The sequence below is a fragment of the Micromonospora sp. NPDC047738 genome, assembly GCF_040642675.1.
Lineage (GTDB): Bacteria > Actinomycetota > Actinomycetes > Mycobacteriales > Micromonosporaceae > Micromonospora.
The window spans coordinates 72,313-97,453 of record NZ_JBEYSO010000010.1; the positions used below are offsets into that span (position 1 = coordinate 72,313).

Consider the following 25,141-nt stretch of genomic DNA (forward strand, 5'->3'; position numbering starts at 1 on the left):
CGTACCCCGGGCCGTGGGCAGCTGCGCGTCCGGCTGAAAGGATGACGCGATGTCGTCGCTCGCGATACCCCAGGTGACCTGTCTCGGTGGGCATCCGCGCGGGGCGGGCGAGACACCGGGGCTCACCGTGGTCCTCGACCGCTCCGGCATCCGGCTACGCCGGCGGATCCGTCAGTTCCTGACCGTCGCCTGGCCCACGTTGCGCGGGCTGGACGTCCGGGCCCCCGGCCACATCATGGCGTTGACTCACCTCCGCCTGGTGGTCGGCGGTGGTTCGCTCCTGGACCTGTCCCTGGACCACGGGGTGTGCCGGCTGTACGTCGACGGCGTCCCCGCCGCAGAGCTGCGGGCGCGGCTCGCGGCGTGGGTGGCGGACGAGGCAGGGCCGCCCGAGCCCCTGCCCGCCATGCCCCCGCCGCCCCCGCGCGCGGTGGGTGGTCCGCTCGACGTGGTCCAGGCGTCCCTCGACGTCTGGCGTGCGGCCGGACTGGGCCGGGAGGCCGTCCGCGACCGTGCCACGCTGGCGTACCGGCTGAGCCTCGCCGAGGACCACCGCCGATGGGGACGGTTCACCGAGGCCATCGCCCTGCTCGAGGCCCTGGCCGCCGGGGCGGCACAGGCGTTCGGCCCGGTCGACGAGGACACCCTGAAGGTCCGCAACGCGCTCGGTCAGGCGTACTTCGAAGCCGGGCAGGTCGACGACGGGCTGGACGTGTTGCGGGAGGTCGTGGCCGCCGCCGAGCAGCTGCACGGCAGCGACGGCGAACTGACCCTCGTCGTCCGGAACAACCTGGCGGTGGGTTACCAGCACGCCGGCCAGTACGCGCAGGCCATCGAGCTGCACACGGAGAACATCCGGCACAGCGAGCGGAGCCTCGGGCGGGACAGCCTCGACACCATCGGCCGGCGCAACAACCTGGCCGCCACCCTCGCGCTGGCCGGGTACCGGAAACGGGCGATCGACCTGTACTGGACGGTGCTCGACTCGGTGCAGGAGATCGCCGGCGACCACAGCCTGGCGGTCAACGCCCGGCAGAACCTGGCCATCCTGCACAATCCGTCCTGGCAACCGTGACGGCCGGAGGGCCGCAGGTCAGGTGCGGGGCGGCGACGGCACGGCGGATCTGGCCCGACGGGCGTGTGGAACGACGCCGTCCTTGCGGACGATCGCGGTGAGCTGTTCGCCGACCTCCCGGGTGAGTCGGTCCGGACACGACAGTCCGAGCTGGACCGCCAACTCCCGGCCGTACAGGTCGACGGCGGCCTCGACCAGGTCGGCGTACACGCTCACGGCGAGGCGGGCGCGGTACCGGGCAATGAGCAGGGTCGCCAGGCCGACGACCAGGGCCGGCCACCAGAACGCCCCGAGGACGGCGTACAGGAGACCCCAGCCGGCCAGCCGGGCCGCCGACGCGCACCGGTCCTGCACCGCCGTCAGTTCGCCGCGCGCCTCGGCGGGGAGGAGCAGCCACAGTCGTGGCCACACGGCCGCGAGGTCGATCCCGTAGCTTCGGTGCAGCCGTACGTCGGCCGCGTGCAGCCGGTCACCGACCCAGGTGGGTCGCGCCGGCTCCACGAGGCAGATCGCCGTGCGGCGGGCGATGGCCCGGCGGGCCCGGTCCCGCACCGTTGGGTCGGCGGTGTCCGCGAGGAGCGCCCGCTCGGCCGCCACCACCTCGGCGTCCGCCCGCTCCCACCGGCGGCGGCGCCGGTCGGCGAGCCGGCGCAGCACCGGCACGGATCCGGTCAGGCTCCACGTCCACGAGACGAACACGCCCACCGACTGCGCGGTGAGCCCGGCCGCCGCCGCACCGAGCAGGAACGCCGCCGTGGTGATCAGCAGGGGCCCGCCGCGTCCACCGGCCAGCCCGGCAAACCAGACCGGCAGGATCCGGAGATCCACGGCGTGCTGGTGGCCGAGGACGTGGGCCAGGACCACCGCGGCGGCGAACAGCGCCCCCGGCAGCATCAGCGCCACCGTCCACCGGGTCACCAGCTGCTTGCCCAACTCGGCCAGGAACGCGTTCACAACGTGGTCCGGCTCTCCACGAACGGCGTGCCGGTCAGCCCGCACACCGGTCGGTCGCCGTCGTCGATCGGGGCCTTCCTAAGGCACGGTCGGGGACTCGGACAGCCCCAGGCGAGAACCGCCGGATGGCCGCCTCCGCCGAGCCACGGCTCGAACCCGCGTACGCCGGTGGTGAGCCCGTCGACGCCGTTGCGGGCGAATGCCCCGTCCAGCCGGTCGAGGTCCTCCGCCAGCTGCCGGTCCAGGCGTCCCTGGCCGACCGCGTCGACGATCCGGTCGAGCACGTCGGCGACGCCGTACCGCTCGGCATGCTCACGCAACTGCCCGTCGGCCTGTCGGCACAGTCGATCGATGCGCTCCGGAACCAGTTCCAAGGCCGCTCCCCGTACCCCGGTTGGGTGCTTCCGCTGTCACAGTAACGATCGCGGGAAGCCAGCACACCATTCCCGGACGGGAGTCGTGTTTCCGCTTCCGTCGGCCGGTCCGGAGCGGGCAGGATCGTTGCGGGACGAGGAGATCGCCGGCCGACGCCAGCCACGGGGAATCGAGCAGCGATGTCGAGATGGACCACCGGCAGTGCCGCGCAGCGGGTCACGGCGGTCATCACAGAGTACGAACGCACCGGCGACCCGAACGTCCTGTTCGGAGCGGACCTCGCCCACGAACAGCAGGCCCTCGCCGCCGCAGCCGGTGACCGTGGAACCGGACGCCAGGCGGCGCGGGCACTGGCCGAGCTCCACTGGAACCGCTACCTCAACCTGCCCGGCCTGGACGGTCTGCGGGAGCGCGGAGCAGCGGTCGAGCAGTTCCGGCGCGGGTGCCGTCGCGACCCGGACCTGGTGCCCGAGCTGATCCGGGACGAATGCCGGGAGACCGATCGACCGGGTTCACCGCGACTGTCCGATGTCCTGCTCAGCCAGCAGCAGGCCGACCGGGTCGCGGGGCTCTGGCAGCGGCACCGGGCCGGTTCGGAGAAAGCCCTCCGGATGCTCGTCACGCTGTACCGGGAATGGCTTCGGCCCCTGGCCCGGGAGCGCGACGCGTCGGCCGTTCTGATCCGGGCCGCGCTGCTGACCGATCTCTCCGAAGCACTGGTCACGCTGGCCGAGGCGACCGGGGACGGGCCGACGTACGACGAGGCGCTGGACGCCGCCACGGAGGCATTGGCGGCCACCTCCGCCCAGGACCCGCACCGGGCGCACCGGCTCGTCCGCCGCGGTCGCCTGCTGGAGCTCTACTTCGACCGGGGCGCCGGCCCCAAGGCGCTGCAGCTGGCCGTCGGGGAATACCGCCGGGCGGCGCAGCTCAGCTGGCAGCGGCATCCCACCGATCCACAGGTGGTGGCACAGCTCGGCGGGGCGTTGTGCCGGCTGCACGAGGTTCCGGAGAAGGCATCGGTCCTGGTCCTGCTGGAGGCGACCGCCGCCTGGCGGGACGCGGTCCACGCCGCCGCGCCGGACCGGCCCGAGGCGGCCTCGGCTCTTGAGCGGCTCAACACGGTCGTCAACGTGCTGGCCCGGGAGATCGGCCCCGAACCGGCCCTCACCGTCGCCACCGCGGCCAACCAACCCGAGGTGATCGACCGGCTCCTGCAGCAGGTCGCGGAGACGGACGCGCGGATCGCGGTGGACGCCTCAGCACGGGCACTGGCCGAGCGGCACGAGTCGGCCGCCCTGCTTTTCGCCGCAGTGCCCGGCTTCCATCCGGCCCGGCCGCAGGCCCTGCTGTCGCTCGGCCGGGCCGAGCTCGATCGCTGGGAACACGGCGGTGAGCTGGATGGCGCCGCGTGGGCGGCAACCTGGGCGCAGGTGGCTCTGGACGCCACCGGGCCGGCGCATCCGTTGTGGCGGGACGCGCTGAACCTGCTGGCGGGTGGCGCCGGCCACGCAGGAGTGCACGGGCGGGACGAGAAAATGGTCGCGACCGCCGTGTCGGCCGCCCGCGCGGCACTGGAACTGACCGACACGCAGCCGGACCTGCGCCCGTTCCAGCTCGTGGTCCTCGCTGACACGCTGGCCGACGCCGGCTGGCTGGCCGACGACCCGGACCTCCTCGACGAGGCGCTGCGGTACCAGCGGGAGGCGCTCAGCGAAACGTCCACCCGGCACGGGTTGTATCCGCTGCGGCTCATGAAGCTCGCCAACCTGCTGTCCCACCGGGACGTGCTGGCACCCGACGACACGCTCCTCGCCGAAGCAGTGGAGACCAGCCGGCGTGCCGTCGAGGCCCTGCCGGGTCACGATTCCCGCCGAATCGGTTTCCTGTTCAACCACGCGAGCAGCCTGTCCCGGCAGGCCGTCCGCCGGAACGACGAGGCCGGCCTTGCGATGGCCGAGCGCGCCTACCGCGAGGCGCTCGCCCTGCTGCCGCCGGACCACCCCGACCAGCCCCGGATCCTCAGCTCAGTCGCCGAGACGCGGTACCAGCGCTACCTGGTCGGCGGCGACCTCATGGTCCTGGCCGACGCCGTGGAGCTGGCCAGGCGGGCGGTCGAGGAGACCCCGACCGAGCACCACTGGTGGTCGCTGCGGGCCGGGCTGCTGGCCCGGGCGGTCGCCGAGCTGTCGAGATCGAAAGAGCCGGACGCCAACTGGGCGCGGGCCGAGGCCATCGCCACGTACGCTGCGATCGCCGCGTCGCCCAGGGCAGACGCACAGACCCGGATCGACGCCGAACGCCAGCAGGCCGCGCTGGCCCGTGAGGCCGGCGACCCGGCCGCCCGATTGGCCGCGCTGGAGCGGGCGGTGCGGCGCATGCCGACCTCGGTCAGCCGGTCGTCGAGCGCCCGCCGCCGGCTCGGAGCCGTCGCCGCACTGGGCGGGCTGGCGGCCGAGGCCGCCGCGGTCGCGATCACGGCCGGGGACGCCGACGGAGCCGTCGAGCTCCTGGAACGCGGCCGTGGCCTGCTGTTCAACGAGGCCCTGGGCATCCGCAGCGGGCGGGCGGAGCTGCGCACCGTCAGCCCCCAGCTCGCCACGGAACTCGACCGGGTCGACCGGGAGCTGGCGGAGGCGGACGCCTACACCCACGTCCGGAAGTTCACCATCGAGGTGGAGCGCCGGTCGGCGGCCGGCGAAGTGTTGGGCAGCTCGACGACGGAATGGGACCCCCGATCGGTCTGGCAGGCCCGTACCCGGCAGCTCGCCGTCGAACGGGACCGGCTGATCGAGCGGATCCGCGGGCTCCCCGGATTCGCCGACTTCCTGCGTCCACCGTCGGTGGCGCGCCTGCGCCAGCGGCTCGCGGGAATGCCGGTCGTCGTGGTCAACACGCACGGCGACCAGGGCGACGCTCTCGTCGTGCCGGCGGACCCGGGGCGACCCGTGCAGGTGATCCGACTGCCCGAGCTGTCGGAGACCGCCGTCCAGCGGCACGTGGTCGGGTGGTACGCGGCGCTGTCCGAGGCGACCGACCCGGCGGTGCCGTTCGACCGGCGCGCCTCCGCGCAGGAGCAGCTGCACGGCATCCTGGCCTGGCTCTGGGACGCCGTCACCGGGCCGGTGCTCGACCGGGTCGCCCCCGTGGACGACCCGGCACCCCGGATCTGGTGGTCCCCGGTCGGCGCGCTGGCCCGCCTCCCGCTCCACGCCGCCGGTCACCACCGCGACCCGGGCCGCAGGCGTACCGTTCTCGACCGCACCGTCTCGTCCTACACGCCGACCCTCACCGCCCTGGCGCACGCCGCCGCGGACCGTCCACGGCCACCGGCGACCGCCACGGCCGCCGTCGTCGGCGTACCGGCCGCGCGGGACCTGCCGGCGCTGTCCCAGGTACGCGCCGAGGTCGAGCACGTCGCCCGCCTGGTCCCCGGCTCGACGGTGCTCACCGGGACCGAGGTGGCGGCGCGCGCGGTCGAGGAAGCGCTGCGGGCACACCCGATCGCGCACTTCGCCTGCCACGGCGAGGCGGACGCCGGCCTGAGCGCGATGCTGACCGGCGGCCTGCGCCTCGGCGGAGGTGGCACGCTCAGCCCGCACCGGGTCGGCTCAGCTCACCTCGAGCGGGCCGAACTGGCCTTTCTCTCCGCGTGCAGCACCGCCGAGACGCACCCGACGTTCACCGACGAACCGCTGCACCTGGCCGCGGCGTTCCAGCTCGCGGGCTTCCGCGGCGTGATCGGTACGACCTGGCGCACCACGGACAGCGCCCGGATCGCCGAGGCCTTCTACGCCGGACTGACGAACGGCGGCACACGACGCCCGGACACGGCTGCGGCGGCCCGGGTGCTCACCGACACGGTTCGGTCCGTCCGCGACGAATTCCTGGCGACACCGACCCGATGGGCCGGCCACCTCCACGTCGGACTGAACCGACCACTGTGAACCATCACGCCGCTCGCCCATGCCGCTACCCTGGGTACCCCGCCGTGTCCGTGATCGAGGTCGCCCATGAACGAGGTTCCTCCTCCCCGTCACCGGCTCCGGTCCGTCGCCACCACCGTCGCGGTGGCGCTGACCCTGACCCTGGCCGCCGCAGCCGGCTGTGACAACCGCCGGGAACCGCCGCTGCCGTCGGTGCTCGACAAGCTGCGCGAGTCGCACATCGACGGTCAACCCCGAATCAAGATCGGGGTGGCCACCACCGAGCCGTTGATGGGCGAGCTGCGCAACGGCATGCACACCGGCTTCGACGTCGAGATCGGCCGCTACATCGCCTCGTCCCTCGGCTTCGAGGGCGACCAGCGGATCGAGTGGGTGGCACTGTCGACCGAGGATCGCATCCCCGCCCTGCAGGCCGGCACGGTGGACCTGGTGGTGTCCAGCTTCTCCATCACCGAGGAGCGCAAGAAGCTGGTCAGCTTCGCCGGGCCGTACTTCGTCACCACCCAGGAGGTGATGGTGCCCACGCGGCTCAAGGACCGCATCCGCACCATCGAGGACCTTCGCGAGCCGGGCTACCGGATCTGCACCAGCGGCGGCTCCACCACCGAGGCCGAGCTGGAGAAGCACGCGGTCAAGGCGTACGTGGTGAAGGACGTGGGCGACTGCGTCGAGGGCATCCGGAAGGGGCGCTACGACGCGGTCAGCTCCGACGAGACCATCCTCGCCGGCTTCCTCTCCCGGTATCCCACCGAGTTCGAGATCGTCGACATGCCCTTCGGCACCAGCGAACAGCTCGGCATCGGGGTGCCGATCGGCGACCCGGCGCTGCGGGACCTGGTCGCGTTCTTCCTGCACAAGAGCTATCTGGAGGGGCGGAGCGGGATCAGCAGCCCGTGGCTCACCGCGTACAACCGGACGCTGGGACCGTGGCTGAAGGGCGGCCGGTCGCAGCCGCAGCCCTTGGACGTGCCCAAGCTTGTCGATTTCGACGACAAGGCACCCCGCCGATGAGCGCCCCAGCGGTGACCGTCCCGGCCAAGGCAGATCCACTCCCGCCCGTCCCGGCCGGCCACGACCAGGCCGAACGGCGGGCCCGGGCCAGCCAGTCGTTCTGGACGGCCGTGGTCGGTGTCCCGGCGGTGTTCTCCGTGCTCCGGCTGGGCGTCGAGGCCGGCGGGGAACTGCAGACCACCCTGCTGCTCGTCGCCAACGTCGGCACGGTCAACCTGCTCGCCGGCTTCCTCACCACGGCCGCCCGGCTGCTCTCCGCGGGGCTGGTCGCGGTCTTCGCGCTCGGCGCGGTGCTCCGGGTCAGCGTGGACCGGATGCCGCCCGGCGTCCGCCGCCCGCTCTTCGTCCGCTGGGTGGACGTCACCCCGGCCTGGTTCGCGGTGGCCAGCTTCCTGCTGGCCCTGGTCACCTGGCCGCTGCTCTACCTGCCGCTGCTCGTCCCGGCGTTCGCGGCGGCGTTCCAGCTCAGCCCGGAGCGGCTGCACGAGCAGGTGGTGCCCCGGGTGCTGCTGCTCTGCGCCGGCTTCACCGGCTATCTGTGGCTGCTCGCGCCGACCCTGCTGGACGCCTGGCAGCAGCGGGAACTGCTCGCCCTGGCGCTGCTCGTCGTACCGCCGGTGCTGGCCCTCTCCGTCACCGGGCCGCTGCCGGCGGCCGTGATCCGGCCACTGGCCTCGGTGACCGAGGCGGCGGTGCTGGCCACGCTGGTGTGGGCCGCGCTCCCGGTGATCAGCACCCCGGTGCTGCCGCTCACCGTCACCACGATCGAGTCGGCCCCGGGTGTCAGCGAGGACATCCGCGGCCACGTGGTGACGGTGGACGACGTCAACGTCGTGCTGCTCCAGGAGCGCGGGGGCGTCCGCTACCTGCCGGTCGACCAGGTCCGGGCCCAGGTGCTCTGCCCGAGCGAGGAGGAACTGCCCCGCCGCCAGTTGCGCATCCGCGACTTCCACGTCGAGGACTCGCTGCTCGAGGGGTTGGGCCGGCGGGTCCGCCCGGTGAACCGCATCGACGCCGCCTGCCGCACGGTAGACCGAGGGCCGGTGTAACCTCGCCGGCCCTCGACCGCCGGGTCAGTAGGACTTCTCCTGGCCGAGCACGTGCTGGGCGACGAAGTTGAGGATCATCTCCCGGCTGACCGGGGCGATCCGGCTGGCCCGTACCGCGCCGAGCAGGGTGGCCACCCCGTACTCGGTGGTCATGCCGGCCCCGCCGAGCGCCTGGACGGCGGTGTCCACGGCGAGCGCGGCGGCCTCGCCGGCCGCGTACTTGGCCATGTTGCCGGAGACGCCCGCCTCCAGGTCGCGGCCGGCGTCGTAGAGGGTGGCCGCCTTGTAGATCATCAACCGGGCCAGCTCCACCTGCACGGCGGCGTGCGCGAGCGGGTGGGCGACGCCCTGGTGCGAGCCGATGCTCCGCCCGCCCCACACCTTCCGGGTGGTGGTGTATCCGCTGGCCCGCTCGATCGCGTACCGGCCGGTGCCGGCGCCCATCGCGGCCACCGTGATCCGCTCCGGGTTGAGCCCGGAGAAAAGCGCCGGCAGCCCGGCGTCCAGGGACTCGCCGACCAGCGCGTCGGCGGGAAGCCGGACGTCGTCCAGGTAGAGCAGGAACTGGTTCTCCGGGGAGACGATCTCCATGTCCAGCTTGGACGAGGTCAGCCCCGGTGCGTCGGTGGGCACGATGAACAGCGCGGGCTTGAGTTTCTGCGGAGCGGCCTCCGCCGAGCTGGCCGGGCCGTCGCCGACGGCAACCCGGGCGACGACGAGCACATGCCCCGCCTCGTCGACGCCGGAGATGTAGCACTTGCGGCCGGAGAGCAGCCAGTCGGCGCCATCCCGGCGGGCCACCGTGCCGAGGCGGTGGAAGTTCGACCCGGCCTCCGGTTCGGTGATCGCGAAGACGATCTTCTGGGAGCCGTCGGCGAGCCCGGGCAGGTGCCGCTTGCGCTGCGCCTCCGTGCCGTGCCTGGCGATCACGGTGGCGGCGATGGCGGGGGAGACCACGAGCAGCAGCAGCGGGCAGCCGGCCGCGGCCAGCTCCTCGCAGACGATGGCCAGCTCGGTGATGCCGCCACCCCCGCCGCCGTACTCGGTGGGGATGTTGACCCCGAGGTAGCCGAGCCGGCCGGCCTCGTGCCACAGCTCGGTGGTGTGCGCGCCGGCCCTGGCCTTCTCGACGAAGTAGCTGTGGCCGTACCGGCGACCCAGCGTCCGCACGGCGTCGCGGAGCTGCTCCTGCTCGGCGGTGAGGTCGAAGTTCATCGCGCGTCCTCCGCGGGGTCGGATGGCTCCAGGTACCGGCACGCCGAGCTCGAGTTGTCCACAACCGCCAGCACGGCCCCGGTGTCCACCTGGCCGCCTGGCGGCACCGGCAGTTCGATGACGACGCCGTCGGCCGGGGCGAGCACGGGGTGTTCGAGCTTCATCGCCTCCAGGGTCAGCAGCAGGTCACCGGCGGCGACCCGCTGGCCGACCTCGACGTGCACCCGGGTGACGGTGCCGGGCAGCGGCGCGAGCAGCGACCCGGCCGCCAGCTCCGCCGTGGGCAGCGGGAGACGCGGCAGCTCGGTGAAGCTCGCCGCCCCGTCCGGGCCGTCCACGAAGACCGCCGACCCCACCCGGTGTACGCGGAACAGCCGCCGTACCCCGCCGACGTCGAGCAGCACCCGGTCCGGAGCGGCCTCGACCAGGGTCACGGCCGGCGGCAGGCCACGGGCCGCCGCGCCGCCCGACGTGGCATCCCGGCCCACCGCTGCCGCTTCCAGTGGGGCAGGCGCCGCGCTCGGCGAGGCCGACCACTCGGCGAGCCTCCCGCTGCGGTCCAGCCGGTACCGCACCTCGATCTCGCCGCCGTCCGTCCCTGCATACCGGGTGACCTGCGGGAACGCCGGCACGTTGCGCCAGCCCGAGGGCAGCCCGGCGAGCACGGTCGCCGCCGCGCGCCGACCGGCGGCGGAGGCGAGCGCGGCAGCCAGCGCGGCGAGCGGGAGCTGGTCGGCCGGGAGCAGCGGAGCGAGGACCTCCCGGTGCCGCTCCAGGAAGCCGGTGTCGATCTCCCCGGCGCCGAACTCCCGGCTGCGCAGCACCCGGACCAGCAGGTCGCGGTTGGTGGCAACGCCGTGCAGCTCAGCCCGGGCCAGCGCACCGGCCAGGGCCCGGGCGGCCTCGGCGCGGGTGGGCGCCCAGGCGACCAGCTTGGCCAGCATCGAGTCGTAGTGCACGCTCACCGTCGAGGCGTCCGCCACGCCGGAGTCCAGCCGCAGCCCCTTCGTCGGGGTGAACTCGCCGGCCACCCCGGGAATCGCGAACCGGTGCAAGGTGCCGGTGGCCGGGCGGAAGCCCTGGGCCGGTTCCTCGGCGCAGAGGCGTACCTCGATCGCGTGGCCGTCGGCCGCCGGGGTCGCCGCCAGTGGCAGCGGCTCGCCCTCGGCGACCAGCAGTTGCAGCCGGACCAGATCCAGCCCGGTGACCGCCTCGGTGACCGGGTGCTCCACCTGGAGGCGGGTGTTCATCTCCAGGAAGAAGAACTCGCCGGTCGGGGCGAGCAGGAACTCGACCGTGCCCGCGCCGACGTAGTCGACCGCCCGGCCGGCGGCCACCGCCGCCGCGTGCAGTCCTTCGCGCAGCTCGGCCGGCACGACAGCCGGGGCCTCCTCGACGATCTTCTGGTGCCGGCGCTGGATCGAGCAGTCCCGTTCGCCGAGGGCCACCACGGTGCCGTGGGTGTCGCCGAAGATCTGCACCTCCACGTGCCGGCCGCGTTCGACGTACCGCTCGATGAAGACCGTGCCGTCGCCGAACGCTGCGGCCGCCTCGCGCCGCGCCGCGGCGACGGCCTCGGCCAGCCCGGCGGCGTCGCGGACCACCCGCATGCCCCGCCCGCCGCCGCCCGCGGCGGCCTTGACCAGCACCGGGAAGCCGGTGACCTGGTCGCCATCGGTCCAGCTCGGCAGCATCGGCACGCCCGCGTCGGCGAGCAGCGCCTTCGCCGCCAGCTTGTCGCCCATCACGGCGATCGCCTTGGCCTTCGGCCCGACCCAGGTCAGCCCCGCGTCGGTCACCGCGGCGGCGAACTCGGCGTTCTCGGCGAGGAAACCGTAGCCCGGGTGGACGGCGTCCGCGCCGGCCCGGCGGGCCGCGTCGAGGATCGCCTCGATCCGCAGGTACGTCTCGGCCGGCGTATGCCCGGGCAGGCGGACGGCCCGGTCGGCCTCGGCGACGAAGGGCGCCCCGGCGTCCGCGTCCGAGTGCACGGCGACCGTCTCGACGCCGAGCGCCCGGCAGGTGGCGAAGATCCGGCGGGCGATCTCGCCCCGGTTGGCCACCAGCAGTCTCCGAATCATCTCGGCCTCACATTCGGAAGACGCCGAAGCCGTCGGCGCCCCGGACCGGTCCGTTGTGGATCGCCGACAGGCACAGCCCGAGGACGGTACGGGTGTCCCGGGGGTCGATCACCCCGTCGTCGTAGAGCCGGCCGGAGAGGAAGAGCGCCCCGGACTGGGATTCGATCTGCTGCTCCACCATCGCCCGCATCGCGGCGTCGGAGTCCTCGTCGTACTCCCGGCCCCGGGCGATGGCGGCCTGCCGGGCCACGATGGAGAGCACCCCGGCGAGCTGTGCCGGGCCCATCACCGCCGACTTGGCGTTCGGCCAGGTGAACAGGAACCTCGGCTCGTACGCCCGGCCGCACATGCCGTAGTTGCCGGCACCGTACGAGGCGCCCAGGTTGACGGTCAGGTGCGGCACGGTCGAGTTGGCCACCGCGTTGATCATCAGGGCGCCGTGCTTGATGATGCCGCGCTGCTCGTACTCGGTGCCGACCATGTAGCCGGTGGTGTTCTGCAGGAAGACCAGCGGGGTGTCGGTGGCATTGGCGAGCTGGATGAACTGGGCCGCCTTCTGCGCCTCCTCGCTGAACAGCACGCCGCGGGCGTTGGCGAGCACCCCGACCGGCCACCCGTGCACCTCGCCCCAGCCGGTGACCAGCGCGCTGCCGTAGCTGGGCTTGAACTCGTCGAACTCGCTGCCGTCGAGCACCCGGGCGAGCACCTCGCGGGGATCGAAGGGCACCTTGAGGTCGGCGCTGGCGAGGCCGAGCAGCTCCTCCGGGTCGTACCTCGGCGGCTGGGGGTACGCGGTGCGCGGCGGCGGGCCCTGCTTGCGCCAGTTGAGCCGGCGTACGCACCGCCGGGCCAGCCGGATGCCGTCCCGCTCGTCCTCGGCGAGGAAGTCGGCCAGGCCCGACCGCGTGGCGTGCATGGCCGCCCCGCCCAACGACTCGTCGTCGGTCACCTCGCCGGTGGCCATCTTCACGAGCGGTGGCCCGGCCAGGTACACCTGGGACCGGTCCCGGATCATGATCGTGTAGTCGGACATCCCCGGGATGTAGGCGCCGCCGGCGGTGGCGTTGCCGAACACCACGCTGACCGTGGGGATCTTCGCCGCGGAGAGCCGGGTCAGGTCGCGGAACACCCGGCCGCCCGGGATGAAGATCTCCGCCTGGGTGGGCAGGTCCGCGCCGGCCGACTCGACCAGGTTGACCATCGGCAGCCGGTTGGCCAGGGCTATCTCGCCGGCCCGCCGGGTCTTGGCCAGCGACCACGGGTTCACCGCGCCGCCGCGTACGGTCGGGTCGTTGGCGACGACCAGGCACTCCACGCCCTCGACCACCCCGATGCCGGTCACCACGCTGGCGCCGACCGGGAAGGCGGTGCCGTACCCGGCCACCGGCGACAGCTCCAGGAACGGGCTGTCCGGGTCGAGCAGCAGCTCGATCCGCTCCCGGGGCAGCAGCTTGCCGCGTTGGTGGTGCCGGGTCACGTACTTCTCGCCGCCGCCGGCTCGAGCCTGGTCGAGCGCGGCGTCCAGCTCGGCGAGGCGGGCCAGCAGGGCCGCCCGGTTGGCCTGGTAGGCCGGCGAGGACGGATCGAGCGAGCTGCCCAGTGTGGTCACCGGGGTTCCTTCGTTCGTGACTGCGGGGCTCGCAGACCCGGCTCACTCCTCGCACTCACAGCCCCATGCCCTTCGCGATGATCTCGTTCATGATCTCGGTGGTGCCGCCGCCGAGGCCGAGGATCCGGGCGTCCCGGTAGTGCCGTTCCACTTCGGCGTCGCGCAGGTAGCCGAAGCCGCCGTGCAGTTGCAGCGCCTGGTCGACGACCTGGTCGCACGCCGCGACGGCGACGTTCTTGGCCATCGCCACCTCGGTCACCACCGGCTGCCCGGCGGCGACCCGCTCGGCGACGTCGTGCACGTACGCCCGGGCGGCCTCGGCCCGGGTGTGCATCTCGGCCAGCCGGTGCCGGATCAGTTGCCGGCTGGCCAGCGGCCGGCCGAAGGTGGATCGGTCCCGGCACCAGCGGACGGCCAGTTCGACGCAGCGCTGCGCGATCGCGTACGCCTGGGTGGCCAGGGACAGCCGCTCGGTGGCGAAGTGCTGCATGATCGCGATGAAGCCGGTGTCCTCCGGGCCGACCCGGTTCGCCACCGGCACCCGGACGTCGGTGAAGGACAGCTCGGCGGTGTCCGAGCAGTGCCAGCCCAGTTTCTCCAGCGGCCGGCCGACCGCGAAGCCCGGCGTGCCCTTCTCGATCACCAGGAGGCTGAGCTCGCCGCTGCCCGGAAAATCGCAGCACACCGCCGTGGTCACGAAGTCCGCCCGGACGCCGCTGGTGATGTAGGTCTTCGACCCGTTCACCACGTAGTGGTCGCCGTCCCGGCAGGCGGTGGTGCGGATGCCCGCCACGTCGGAGCCGCCGTCCGGTTCGGTGATCGCCAGGGCGCCGATCATCGTCCCCGCGAGGGTGGGCCGGACGTACCGGTCGATCAGGTCCTCGTTCCTGGCCGCGACCATGTGGGGGAGGGCGATCCCGTGCGTGAACAGCGCCGCGACCAGCCCGGACGAGCCGCCCGAACGGATGATCTCCTCGGTGACCACGATCGAGTCGAGCAGGTCGCCGCCGCTGCCCCCGACCTGCTCGGGGAAGCCGATGCCGAGCAGCCCGACCTTCGCAGCGGTTTCGTGCAGCGACCGGGGCACCTCGCCGGCCCGTTCCCAGTCGTCCAGGTACGGCAGCACCTCCTTGGTCACGAAGGCGCGGGCCAGCTCGCGGAGCTGCCGGCGTTCCGGGGTGTCCACGATGGTCACGACTGTCCCTCCTCCATGGCCGGCCCGACGGGCAGGTCCGCCGGCAGATCCACGATCCGGGAGCGGAGCAGTTCGCCGAGCGCCTTGGCCTGCGGGTCGAACCGGGTGGAGGCGGCCACCCCCGGCCCGAGCAGCCCCCGGATCACGAAGTTGACCGCGCGCAGGTTCGGCAGCTCGTACCGCTCGACGGTCAGCGGGGCGGTCTCCGGCAGCAGCTCGGCCAGCCGCTCGACGGTGAGCCAGCCGCGCAGCCAGGCCCAGGTCGCGCCGGTCCGGGCCCAGACGCCCAGGTTGGCGTCCCCGCCCTTGTCCCCGGACCGGGCACCCACCAGTTCGCCGAGGGCCGCCCGCCGGGTCGGGCCCGCCGGCCGCCCGTCCCCGAGGGCCGGCCCGGTGGCGGGTGCCGCCGTGGCCGCGGCCTCCGGCGCGGTCGTCGTCCGCGCCGGCGGGGCGATCGGCACGCGTACCCCGTCGGGCAGCACCGCCACGTGCGCGACAGCGTCCTGCCGCATGGTGTCGGCGGTGAACACGCCGTAGGGCGTCGCGTCGCCGGGCACGGTGGTCAGGGTGCAGCCCGGGTAGGAGGCCAGCGCCAGTTCCACCGCCGCCGCCGAGAAGGCCCGTCCGGCCCGCGCCCGGTCGCCGTCCCGCAGGTGTACGTGCAGCAGCGCGCTCGCCGCCTCGGTGTCGGAGGCGTCCGGATGATCGGTACGGGCCAGCACGAACTCCAGCCCCTCCGTGTCGACCGCCTCCTCCACCTGTCCCCGGACCAGGGCCGCCTTGGCCGGGATGTCCAGCCCGCAGAGCACGAACGTCATCGAGTTGCGGAATCCGCCCAGGTTGTTGACGCCCACCTTGAGGGTGTCCGGCGGGGGCGTGCCCCGGACGCCGTGGACCCGTACCCGGTCCGGGCCGTCCGGGCTGAGCCGCACCGTGTCCAGCCGGCTCACCACGTCCGGCCCGAGGTACGCCGGCCCGCTCACCTCGTACAACAGTTGGGCGGTGACCGTCTCGACGGTGACCGCGCCCCCGGTGCCGGGGTGCTTGGTGAGCACCGCGGAGCCGTCCGGGTGGATCTCCGCGATCGGGAAGCCGAGCCGGTGACCGCCGTCGGGCAGCTCGGTGAAGAAGCTGAAGTTGCCGCCGGTGACCTGCGCCCCGCACTCGATCAGGTGCCCGGCGACGGTGGCCCCGGCCAGCGCGTCCAGGTCGTCCCGGGTCCAGCCGAAGCGGGCGATGGCCGGGCCGACCGCCAGCGAGGCGTCGGTGACCCGGCCGGTCACCACGACGTCCGCTCCCGCGTCGAGGCAGGCCGCGATCCCGAACGCCCCCAGGTACGCGTTGGCGGTCAGCGCGTCCGGCCGGGCGAGCGCGTCGCCCTCGACGTACCCGATCCGGACGCGGAGGCCGAGCCGGTCGGCGAGCGCGGCGATCGCGGCGGCCAGGCCGGCCGGGTTGAGCCCGCCGGCGTTGGTCACCAGCCGCACCCCGCGGTCGAGCGCGGTGCCGAGGCAGCCCTCCAACTGGCGGAGGAAGGTCTTCGCGTAGCCGAGGGCGGGGTCGCGCATCCGGTCCCGACCGAGGATCAGCATGGTCAGCTCGGCCAGGTAGTCGCCGGTCAGCACGTCCAGCTCGCCGCCGTCGAGCATCTCCCGCCAGGCAGTGAGCCGGTCGCCGTAGAAGCCGGAGGCGTTGCCGACCCGCAGCACCGGGGTCATGCCGTCTCCTTGGCGTGCCCGCTGCCGGCGGCCCGCTTGGCGCCGGGTGGGCCGGCGAACGCCTGCGCCACGTCCAGCCATTCGTCCGCGACCGGCCCGGTGGCGACCAGGGCCAGGTCGGCGCGGTGCCGGCGCTGGGTGACCAGCAGGCAGAAGTCGAGCGCCGGCCCGGTGACCAGGTCGGCCGCGCCCGCCGGCCCGAAGGTCCAGAGCGCGCCGTCGGGCGCCGCCAGCTCCACCCGCACCGGCGCCGCCGGCACCGGACGGCCGTGCGCGGCGAAGCCGTGCCCGAGGGTACGGAAGCCGAGATGCGCGACGTGCCGCAGGCGAGCGGTCGGCGCACGCTCGACGCCGAGCGCCTCGGCCACGTCCTCGCCGTGCGCCCAGGTCTCCATGATCCGGGCGGTCACCATCGAGGCGGGTGACATCCCGGTGCCGTACCAGGGCAGTTTCTCGCCGGGCGGGGCGGCGGCCAGGGCCGCCGCGAGCGCGGCCCGGCCGTCTCGCCAGCGGGCCAGCAGCTCGGCCGGCGGGGCGAGGAACGCCGCCGCGCCGTCGTCGACCAGGCGGGACGGGTCCGGCGCGGCCGTGACCGAGGCGAAGAACGCGGCGGCGTCGGTCGCGGCGAGGTGGGCCACGTGGTCGGTCCAGGCCAGGTGGGCGATCTGGTGGGCGACCGTCCAGCCCGGTGCCGGCGTGGGCCGGTCCCAATCCACCGGGGGCAGCGGGGCGACTAGGGCGTCGAGCTGCGCGGACTCGGCGGCCAGGTCCGCGAGCAGTGCGGTCAGGTCGACCATGGTGCCTCCGGGTGGGGTGGGCGGGTCAGGGGTCAGGGCCGTGTGCTCCCGGAGGCTCCGCCGGCGTCCGGCGGATCGTCGGGCGTGAGCAGGGCGGTGAGCTGGCGCTTCCAGCTCTGCAGCAGGGCGGTACGGCGGGCCGAGTCGTCGCTGAGCAGGTTGGCCACGCCGAGGCCGCGGAGCAGGTCGAGCGTGCTCTGCACCGCTTCCCGTACGCCGGGCCGGCGCTCGTCCACCCCGAGCAGTTCCACGGTGAGCCGGTGCATCTCCCGGCCGACCCGGGCTTCGAGGGGCACCAGGGCGTCCCGCAGTTCGGCGTCGGTGCGGGCGGCCACCCACAGCTCCAGGGCGGCGACGAAGAGCGGGCCGGTGAAGGCGGCGGCGAGCAGGTCGACCACCCGGTCCAGCCGGCGTGGGCCGGCCGGCAGGGCGTCGGCCTCGGTGCGCAGCTCCGCCGCCCGGCGCTCGGTGAGGTGGGTGACGGCGGCGGTGACCAGGGCGGCCTTGGTCGGGTAGTGGTGCAGCTGGGCGCCCCGGGAGACGCCCGCCCGGGCCGCCACGACGGTGGTGGTGGTGCCGGACCAGCCGCGCTCGACCAGGCACTCGACGGTCGCCTCCAGCAGCCGGGCCTGGGTGGCGCGGCTGCGTTCCTGTTGAGGGACACGGATCGATGCGACGGACACGGGGACAGGGTGCCGCCCGCGAAACAAACAGTCAAGACTGACTTTTTCAGACGTCTGCGCGGGCCTGCGGGGGCGGCGGGAAAGTGGTTCGTCGGCTACGAACTTGATGACGAATCCGGATCAGTCCTGCGGTCACTCCGATCCATCCACGTCATCAAGTTCGTAGCGGCCGCCGGACCTCTGCGACCACCCTGTTGTCCGCGTCGCCGCACGGCGCGCGGCCGACCTCGGCGACGAGCGGCCCATGGCCGAGAAGTCAGCGGCGGTCGGGAGAGCCGGTCGGCGGGCGTCAGCGGCCGTCGCGGGGGCCGAAGACGGCGAGGGCCTCGGCGTCGCTGTGCCGCGCGCGGAGGTACTCGTCGGCCCACTCGGCGGCGTCCGGAAAGCCGGACTCGGCGACCACCCGGGCGCAGGCGGCGTCCACGTCGTACCCGGTCCGGCGCAACTGCACGCCCGGGCCGAGCAACCCCCACCAGGCGCCCGCGCCGCCGTACGGCATGCCGACGCTGCCCGGGTTGACCACCAGCCGGCGGTCGACCAGGCGGGTGAACGGCATGTGGGTGTGCCCGCAGACCACCGTGCCCACCTCGGCCGGTACGCCGGCGAAGACCTCCGCCCAGCGCTCCATCCGCGAGTCCACCAGCACGACCTCCTCGTCGTCCCGGGGCGTCGCATGGCAGAAGAGCACGTCGCCGAGGCCGGCGACGGGCAGCGTGACGGTCAGCGGCAGCGCGGCCAGCCGGGCCAGCTGGTCCTCCCGGAGCTGCTCGGCTGCCCAGTTCGCGACCTCGAACGGCGACTTCCTGCCGGCCCGCGCCTCGACCAGCTCCCGCTCGCCGTTGCCACCCACCCAGCAGGCCCGGTCCCCGAGCGCGGCGAGCCGGTCCAGCACCTCGACCGGCTGCGGGCCGCTGGCGATGTCACCGGTGAGCACGATCAGGTCCGCCGCGGCGACGTCCGGTTCGGCGAGGACGGCCTCCAGCGCCGGCAGCGCGCCATGGATGTCGGACAGGACTGCGACACGTTCGAGCATCGCCCCAGCGTTCCCGCCGCACCGGGGCGCGGTCCAGCGATTCTGCGCCCGGCAGACGGATCGGCATCGGCCCGGGCTGGCCAGGCGTGGGCCGGGCCCGGGAACGGCGCGGCCCGGACCGCTCAGGGCGGGCCGGGCCGGGAACGAGCCGATGGCCGGGTCGGACCGGCCGGGCGGGGCGTCAGACCCGCGCGCGGCGGGCGAGGCGCTCCGGGTCGAGGATGATGATGCTCTTGCCGTCCAGCCGCAGCCAGCCGCGCGAGGCGAAGTCGGCGAGGGCCTTGTTGACCGTCTCCCGGGAGGCGCCGACGAGCTGGGCGATCTCCTCCTGGGTCAGGTCGTGGGTCACCCGCAGCACGCCGCCGTCCCGGGTGCCGAACCGGCCGGCCATCTGGAGCAGGTTCTTGGCGACCCGGCCCGGCACGTCGGTGAAGATCAGATCGGCCAGCGAGTCGTTGGTCCGGCGCAGCCGGCGGGCCAGCACCCGCAACAGCTGCTCGGCGATCTCCGGCCGGTTGTTCAGCCAGGGCCGGAGCGCCTGCTTGCGCAGCCGGACCAGCCGGGTGTCGGTCACCGCGGTGGCCGTCGCCGTACGCGGGCCGGGGTCGAAGAGCGACAGCTCGCCGACCATGTCCGAGGGACCCATCACGGCGATCAGGTTCTGCCGGCCGTCCGCTGCGCGGCGGCCCACCTTGATCTTGCCGGAAAGGAGGATGTAGAGACTGTCGCCGGGCTCGCCCTCGTTGAAGACGACCTCGCCCTTACGGACCTCGATCGTCTCCATCTCCTTGGCGAGCGCCTCGGCAGCCTCCGGGTCGACACCCTGGAAGATCCCGCTGCGGGCCAGTACCTCGTCCATCGCGCACCTCCGCCTGCGCGTGCCGTCCGTCGGCCGGGTCCGCCGTCCGCTGATCCCTCGCGCGCCGCCAGTCTAGGCCCACTTGAGCGGGAATCAGAGGTGCACCCCCTCGGATCATAGGCTCTGGGGCGTGCTGAGCGAGCCGTTCCTGACCACCCGTGCCGAGGACGGGTGGAACATCCCATTGCTGGTCTGGCGGGCCGCGGAGCCGCTGCTGGCGGTCGGCAGCGCCCCGCTGGGCGGTGGCATCGGCGTACGCCGGTGGGTGGTCAACGCGACCGTGCCGATGTCGTACGCCCGGGACGACCCGGCCGCCCACCTGGCCGAGCTGGCCGACGGCCTCGACCTGGCCGGGCCCGGGGTGGGGCTGCTGACCGGGGTCGACGTGGCCGAGGTGGTGGCCCGGGCCGACACCGGCGTACGGGCCTGGGCGACCGTCGGGCTGGGCACCCCCGTCTGGGCCGCCGCGCCCGCGCCCGCCACCCCCGCCCAGCGCGTCGGCACGGTCAACATCGTCGTGTACGTCCCGGCCCGGCTCAGCGAGGCGGCTCTGGTCAACGCGGTGGCCACGGCCACCGAGGCGAAGGCGCAGGCGATCTGGGAACTGGGGTTGCCGGCCACCGGCACCCCCACCGACGCGGTCACCGTGCTCTGCCCGGCCGACGGCGAGGCCGCCCCGTACGGCGGCCCCCGGTCGGCCTGGGGTGCCCCACTGGCCCGGGCCGTGCACGCGGCCGTGCGGGCCGGCGGCACCGGCGCGGTCGTGCCCTGGTCCGACCGTCAGGCAGGCTGAGCCGGATGGGTTCCCCTCAACCAGACGGGTTTTCCGACCGATCGGCCATCGTCGGAGCGCTTTCCGGACGGTAGCGTCGCGGTCGATGTTCGCCTCCGCCACTCTCGCCTCCCGTCTCCCGCGTCGCCGCACCGCCGTCCTCGGCGTCCTGCTCGTCGCCCTGCTCGCCGCCGGCTGCGGCGAGTCCGGCGGGGACGGCTCGACCTGGCACTCGGGCACGGCCGACGGGTCGGCCGGCAGCACCGTCCCGAACGAGGCGGACCAGCCGGCCAAGTCGGCGGACGAGTCGGGCAAGACGGCGGACGAGTCGGGCAAGACGATCTCGCTGGCCGCGACCGGTGACGTGATCATGGGCAACGCCCCGTCCCGGCTGCCGGCCAACGGCGGGAAGGGCTTCTTCGACGACGTCAAGGCGGCGCTCAAGGCCGACCTGGTGATGGGCAACCTGGAGGAGCCGCTCACCGACGACACCGGCACCGGCAAGTGCGGGGCCAACGCGACGAACTGCTTCCAGTTCCGGGCGCCCCCCGGCTACGCCGCGCACCTGCGCGACGCCGGGTTCGAGCTGCTGAACCAGGCCAACAACCACGGCTACGACTACGGCAAGCAGGGCTACGAGAACACCCAGGCCGCGCTGGAGGCGCACGGGCTCGAGCACACCGGCGCGCCGGACCAGATCACCGTGGTCGAGGTGCAGGGCGTGAAGGTCGCGGTGCTCGGCTTCTCGTCGTACCCGTGGTCGAACAGCCTGGTCGACCTCGATGCGGCGAAGAAGGTGGTCAAGTCGGCCACCGACCTGGCCGACGTGGTCGTGGTGCAGGTGCACATGGGCGCCGAGGGCGCCGACAAGACCCGGGTCAAGCCGGGCACCGAGATGTTCTTCGGGGAGAACCGGGGCGACCCGATCCGGTTCTCGCACGCCGTGATCGACGCCGGTGCCGATCTGGTCATCGGGCACGGCCCGCACGTGCTGCGCGGGATGGAGGTCTACCGGGGGCGGCTGATCGCCTACAGCCTGGGCAACTTCGCCGGCGGCGGGAGGTCGCTGAACCCTTCCGGCCGGTTGGGCTGGGGCGGGGTGCTGAAGGTGTCGGTCAAGGCGGACGGCAGCTTCGTCGAGGGCCAGTTCACCTCGACCGCGATGAACAACGTGGGGCGGCCGGCGATCGACCGGCAGCACCGTGGCCTCGGGCTGGTCCGCCAGGTGAGCGGGGCCGACTTCCCGAAGACGGGCCCCGAGATCGACGAGTCGGGCCGGATCAGTCCCCCGGCGGGCGCGTAGCGCCGGCCCCGCGTGGGCCCGCCAGGAGGTCGGCCGCGCGACGTAGGCTGGCCGGCGTGACCACGCGCTCCCCCGAGACCGACCTCGGCCGTACCCGCCGCGCCCGGCGGATCGGCCGGGTGCTGACCGAGACGCACCCCGACGCGCACTGTGAACTCGACCACTCCAACGCGTTGGAGCTGGCGGTCGCCACGATCCTGTCGGCCCAGTGCACGGACAAGAAGGTCAACGAGGTCACGCCGAAGCTCTTCGCCCGCTACCGCACCGCCGCCGACTACGCCGGGGCGGACCGCGCGGAGCTGGAGGAGCTGATCCGGCCGACCGGCTTCTACCGCAACAAGACCAGTTCGCTGATCAACCTCGGCCGCGCCCTCTGCGAGCGGTACGACGGCGAGGTCCCCGGCCGGCTGGCCGACCTGGTCACCCTTCCCGGGATCGGCCGCAAGACCGCCAACGTGATCCTCGGCAACGCCTTCGACGTCCCCGGCATCACCGTGGACACCCACTTCCAGCGGCTGGTGCAACGGTGGCGGCTGACCACCGAGACCGACCCGGTGAAGATCGAACACGCCATCGGCGCGCTGTACCCGAAGCGCGACTGGACGATGCTGTCGCACCGGATCATCTTCCACGGGCGGCGGGTCTGCCACGCCCGCAAGCCGGCCTGCGGCGCCTGCACGCTGGCGAAGCTCTGCCCGGCGTACGGCACCGGGCCGACCGACCCGGTGGCCGCCGCCAAGCTGCTCAAGGGGCCCCGCGCCCGCGATCTCGCGGCGGCTGTCGGCCTCGACCCGGACCTGGTGCCGCAGCAGGCGGTCGCGGCGGACGTGCCGTGACCGGTCGCCTCGCGTACCTGCTCGTCCCGCTGCTGCTCGCGGTGGCCGGCTGCACCGGCACCACCGCCCAGCAGGAGAGCCCGGTGCCGGCGGCCCGGCCGGAGCGCCCCTCGCCGTTCGCCGACTGCGCCCCGCTGACCGCCGCGCCGCCGTCGGCCGCCCCGGCCCCGGCCGGCAGCCCGGGTGACCCGCTGCCCGAGCTGACCCTTTCCTGCTTCACCGGGGGCGCCCCGGTGTCGCTGCGTGACGTCAAGGGGCCGGCGGTGATCAACGTCTGGGCGTCCTGGTGCCCGCCCTGCCGCAAGGAGCTGCCCGCATTCCAGCGGCTCAGCGAGCGGGCCGAGGGCCGGTTCCAGGTGATCGGGGTGAACAGCCGGGACAGCCGCGGCGGGGCGCAGTCGATCGGCGAGGACTTCGACGTCCGCTTCCCCATGCTGATCGACCAGGGGGACGCGTTCGAGCGGGCGCTGCGCCGGAACGCCTTCCCGCTGACCGTCTTCGTCGACGCGGACGGCCGGATCCGGCATACCGACTCGACCGGCGCGCTGGACGACGCCCGCCTCGCCGAGCTGGTCCGCAAGCACCTCGGCGCGGAGGTCACGTGAGCGAGCGAACCATCCGGCTCAGCAGCGTGGCGGCGGCGTGAGCGAGCGGAGCGAGACCCGGCAGCCGCCGGGGTGGCTGGACCCGCTGCTCGACCGTCTCGGCACCGCCCGGGCCGAGGACTTCACCCGGCTCACCACCCCGGAGAGCGGCGGCCGGGAGAGCGCGGTGCTGGTGCTGCTCGGCGAGGAGCCGGGGGTCGGCCCGGACGTGCTGATCCTCCAGCGCGCCGCAACGCTGCGCAACCACGCCGGGCAGCCGGCCTTCCCCGGCGGCGCGGCCGACCCGGAGGACGCCGACGCCAGAGCCACCGCGCTGCGCGAGGCGAACGAGGAGGTCGGGCTCGACCCGGGCAGCGTCACCGTCCTGGCCGAGCTGCCCCGGCTCTGGATCCCGGTCAGCGACTTCGTGGTCACCCCGGTGCTCGCCTGGTGGCACGCCCCGCACCCGGTGCACCCCCGCGAGCCGGCCGAGGTGGCGCACGTCGCCCGGCTGCCGGTCGCCGAGCTGGTCGACCCGGAGAACCGGATGCGGGTACGCCATCCGAGCGGCTGGATCGGGCCGGCCTTCTCGGTACGCGGGATGCTGGTCTGGGGCTTCACCGCCGGGGTGCTGAACACGCTGCTGGAGATGGGCGGCTGGACCCGTCCGTGGCCGCGTTCCCGGGTGGTGGAGCTGCCCCCGACCGGGGCCGCCCCGGCGCCCTCGGCCGGCACCGACGAGGTCGACGAGAGCCCGGTCCGCTGAGCCGTCGCGGTGACCTCCACCGACCGGACGGTCACGTTCCGCGAGCGCTGAGCCCCCGGCGGGCCGGCTGCCCGTACCCTTGACGGGTGTCGGCCGTGGATCTGGTCCTGCTTCTGCTCATGCTCGTGTTCGCGATCAGCGGATACCGCCAGGGCTTCGTCATCGGGGCGCTGTCCTTCTCCGGCTTCTTCCTCGGTGCGCTGCTGGGGCTCCAGGTCGGCCCGCTGGCGGCCCGGCAGTTCACCGACAGCGGCGCCCGGGTGCTGATCTCCCTCGTGGCGATCTTCGGGCTCGCCGTGATCGGCCAGGCGCTCGCCGGCTGGCTCGGCGCCAACCTGCGGGCCGCGATCACCGGCCGCGCCGGGCGGAAGATCGACGACATCGGCGGGGCCCTCATCTCGGTCTTCGCGGTCATGCTGGTGGCCTGGCTGGTGGCGGTGCCGCTGGGCTCCTCGTCGCTGCCCTGGCTTGCCTCCTCGGTCCGCAACAGCGCTCTGCTCACCGTGGTCGACCGGGTCCTGCCCGACAAGGCGCAGCAGCTCTCCACGGCGCTGCGCGACACGGTCGACACCAATGGCTTCCCGGACGTCTTCGGTGACCTGGCACCGACCCGCGCCCGCCAGGTCGCCCCGCCGGACCCGGCGCTGGCCGGCTCCGAGGTGGTGGCGAACAGCCAGCGGTCGGTGGTGAAGGTGCTGGGCTCCGCGCCGAGCTGCGCCCGCCGCATCGAGGGCTCCGGCTTCGTGTACGCGGACGACCGGGTGATGACCAACGCGCATGTGGTGGCGGGCACCCGCTCGGTGGCGGTGGAGCTGCGCGGCGAGCGGTACGACGGCGAGGTGGTCGTCTACGACCCGGCCCGGGACCTGGCCGTGCTGCACGTGCCGGGGCTGCCCGGTCCGTCGCTGCGCTTCGCCGCCGGGTCGGCCGGCAGCGGGGCGGACGCCATCGTGCTGGGCTTCCCCCTTGACGGCCCGTACGACGCCCGCCCGGCCCGGATCCGGGACGTCGACCGGATCACCGGGCCGGACATCTACTCCTCGGGGGACGTGACCCGGGAGATCTACACGATCCGGGCGCTGGTGCGCAGCGGCAACTCGGGCGGGCCACTGGTCTCCTCGAACGGGCTGGTGCTCGGGGTGATCTTCGCGGCGGCGGCCGACGACCCGAACACCGGCTTCGCGGTGACCGCCGCCGAGGCCCGGTCGGTGGCGCTGGCTGGCGCGGAGCGTACCCGGGCGGTCGGCACCGGTGACTGCACCTGAGCCGACCGGCGGCG

General features: G+C 74.0%; 21 protein-coding genes. 10 read left to right on the forward strand and 11 right to left on the reverse strand.

All coding sequences use genetic code 11. The features are described 5' to 3' along the window. Positions 1 to 49: 49 nt before the first annotated feature. Positions 50 to 1,075: a tetratricopeptide repeat protein gene (locus ABZ783_RS18330; protein ID WP_357439435.1), complete on the forward strand. Its 1,026-nt coding sequence runs from the start codon at positions 50 to 52 to the stop codon at positions 1,073 to 1,075. Between the two features lie 18 nt (positions 1,076 to 1,093). Here the strand turns inward: ABZ783_RS18330 and ABZ783_RS18335 are convergent, their stop codons facing one another. Next, complete coding sequence (locus ABZ783_RS18335; RefSeq protein WP_357439437.1) at positions 1,094 to 2,029, reverse strand: hypothetical protein; 936 nt, start codon at positions 2,027 to 2,029, stop codon at positions 1,094 to 1,096. Next, on the reverse strand, positions 2,026 to 2,403 hold the full coding sequence (locus ABZ783_RS18340) for a hypothetical protein (RefSeq protein WP_357439440.1): 378 nt from the start codon (positions 2,401 to 2,403) through the stop codon (positions 2,026 to 2,028). Before ABZ783_RS18340 ends, ABZ783_RS18335 begins: the two co-directional genes overlap by 4 nt. 180 nt (positions 2,404 to 2,583) lie before the next feature. Between ABZ783_RS18340 and ABZ783_RS18345 the strand changes: the two genes are divergently transcribed. The 3 genes from ABZ783_RS18345 (at position 2,584) to ABZ783_RS18355 (ending at position 8,411) form a co-directional block, all read left to right on the forward strand. Beyond that, complete coding sequence (locus tag ABZ783_RS18345) at positions 2,584 to 6,351, forward strand: CHAT domain-containing protein (RefSeq protein WP_357439444.1); 3,768 nt, start codon at positions 2,584 to 2,586, stop codon at positions 6,349 to 6,351. Positions 6,352 to 6,417: 66 nt separating this feature from the next. Continuing rightward, positions 6,418 to 7,362, forward strand: coding sequence for a transporter substrate-binding domain-containing protein (locus ABZ783_RS18350; RefSeq protein WP_357439447.1), 945 nt, complete (start codon positions 6,418 to 6,420; stop codon positions 7,360 to 7,362). After that, positions 7,359 to 8,411, forward strand: a complete 1,053-nt coding sequence (locus ABZ783_RS18355) for a hypothetical protein (protein ID WP_357439450.1) — start codon at positions 7,359 to 7,361, stop codon at positions 8,409 to 8,411. The genes ABZ783_RS18350 and ABZ783_RS18355 overlap by 4 nt, the downstream gene beginning before the upstream one ends. A 24-nt stretch (positions 8,412 to 8,435) precedes the next feature. On the opposite strand, the gene ABZ783_RS18360 is transcribed toward ABZ783_RS18355, so the two are convergent. From ABZ783_RS18360 to ABZ783_RS18400, 9 genes are all read right to left on the reverse strand, one after another. Then, positions 8,436 to 9,626 carry an acyl-CoA dehydrogenase gene (locus tag ABZ783_RS18360; protein WP_357439452.1) on the reverse strand — a complete coding sequence of 397 codons (1,191 nt, stop codon included), beginning with the start codon at positions 9,624 to 9,626 and terminating at the stop codon, positions 8,436 to 8,438. Beyond that, positions 9,623 to 11,707, reverse strand: a complete 2,085-nt coding sequence (locus tag ABZ783_RS18365) for a biotin carboxylase N-terminal domain-containing protein (protein WP_357439455.1) — start codon at positions 11,705 to 11,707, stop codon at positions 9,623 to 9,625. The genes ABZ783_RS18360 and ABZ783_RS18365 overlap by 4 nt, the downstream gene beginning before the upstream one ends. A 7-nt stretch (positions 11,708 to 11,714) precedes the next feature. Then, positions 11,715 to 13,316, reverse strand: a complete 1,602-nt coding sequence (locus tag ABZ783_RS18370) for a carboxyl transferase domain-containing protein (protein ID WP_357439459.1) — start codon at positions 13,314 to 13,316, stop codon at positions 11,715 to 11,717. Positions 13,317 to 13,371: 55 nt separating this feature from the next. Beyond that, positions 13,372 to 14,511, reverse strand: a complete 1,140-nt coding sequence (locus tag ABZ783_RS18375) for an acyl-CoA dehydrogenase family protein (RefSeq protein ID WP_357439461.1) — start codon at positions 14,509 to 14,511, stop codon at positions 13,372 to 13,374. After that, positions 14,508 to 16,229, reverse strand: coding sequence for an acyclic terpene utilization AtuA family protein (locus ABZ783_RS18380; protein WP_357439464.1), 1,722 nt, complete (start codon positions 16,227 to 16,229; stop codon positions 14,508 to 14,510). Before ABZ783_RS18380 ends, ABZ783_RS18375 begins: the two co-directional genes overlap by 4 nt. Next, a complete protein-coding gene (locus ABZ783_RS18385; protein WP_357439467.1) occupies positions 16,226 to 17,026 on the reverse strand; it encodes a TIGR03084 family metal-binding protein in 801 nt (266 codons plus the stop codon). The genes ABZ783_RS18380 and ABZ783_RS18385 overlap by 4 nt, the downstream gene beginning before the upstream one ends. A 32-nt stretch (positions 17,027 to 17,058) precedes the next feature. Beyond that, positions 17,059 to 17,709 (reverse strand): TetR/AcrR family transcriptional regulator, encoded by a 651-nt coding sequence (locus ABZ783_RS18390; protein WP_357439470.1) that lies wholly within the window; start codon positions 17,707 to 17,709, stop codon positions 17,059 to 17,061. Between the two features lie 289 nt (positions 17,710 to 17,998). Beyond that, positions 17,999 to 18,742 (reverse strand): metallophosphoesterase family protein, encoded by a 744-nt coding sequence (locus tag ABZ783_RS18395; RefSeq protein ID WP_357439472.1) that lies wholly within the window; start codon positions 18,740 to 18,742, stop codon positions 17,999 to 18,001. Positions 18,743 to 18,923: 181 nt separating this feature from the next. After that, positions 18,924 to 19,601 carry a Crp/Fnr family transcriptional regulator gene (locus ABZ783_RS18400; RefSeq protein WP_007073398.1) on the reverse strand — a complete coding sequence of 226 codons (678 nt, stop codon included), beginning with the start codon at positions 19,599 to 19,601 and terminating at the stop codon, positions 18,924 to 18,926. Positions 19,602 to 19,731: 130 nt separating this feature from the next. On the opposite strand from ABZ783_RS18400, the gene ABZ783_RS18405 reads away from it, so the two are divergent. The 6 genes from ABZ783_RS18405 to ABZ783_RS18430 all read left to right on the forward strand — a co-directional run bounded on the left by ABZ783_RS18405 (position 19,732) and on the right by ABZ783_RS18430 (position 25,127). After that, positions 19,732 to 20,394, forward strand: coding sequence for an adenosylcobinamide amidohydrolase (locus ABZ783_RS18405; RefSeq protein WP_357439475.1), 663 nt, complete (start codon positions 19,732 to 19,734; stop codon positions 20,392 to 20,394). 85 nt (positions 20,395 to 20,479) lie between these two features. Next, positions 20,480 to 21,676, forward strand: coding sequence for a CapA family protein (locus ABZ783_RS18410; RefSeq protein WP_357439478.1), 1,197 nt, complete (start codon positions 20,480 to 20,482; stop codon positions 21,674 to 21,676). A 56-nt stretch (positions 21,677 to 21,732) separates the two neighbouring features. Continuing rightward, complete coding sequence (gene nth, locus ABZ783_RS18415) at positions 21,733 to 22,512, forward strand: endonuclease III (protein ID WP_357439480.1); 780 nt, start codon at positions 21,733 to 21,735, stop codon at positions 22,510 to 22,512. Beyond that, a complete protein-coding gene (locus tag ABZ783_RS18420; RefSeq protein WP_357439483.1) occupies positions 22,509 to 23,117 on the forward strand; it encodes a TlpA disulfide reductase family protein in 609 nt (202 codons plus the stop codon). Before nth ends, ABZ783_RS18420 begins: the two co-directional genes overlap by 4 nt. Before the next feature lie 37 nt (positions 23,118 to 23,154). Beyond that, positions 23,155 to 23,862, forward strand: coding sequence for a CoA pyrophosphatase (locus ABZ783_RS18425; protein ID WP_357439485.1), 708 nt, complete (start codon positions 23,155 to 23,157; stop codon positions 23,860 to 23,862). 86 nt (positions 23,863 to 23,948) lie between these two features. Further along, positions 23,949 to 25,127, forward strand: coding sequence for a MarP family serine protease (locus tag ABZ783_RS18430; protein ID WP_357439488.1), 1,179 nt, complete (start codon positions 23,949 to 23,951; stop codon positions 25,125 to 25,127). Positions 25,128 to 25,141 lie beyond the last annotated feature (14 nt).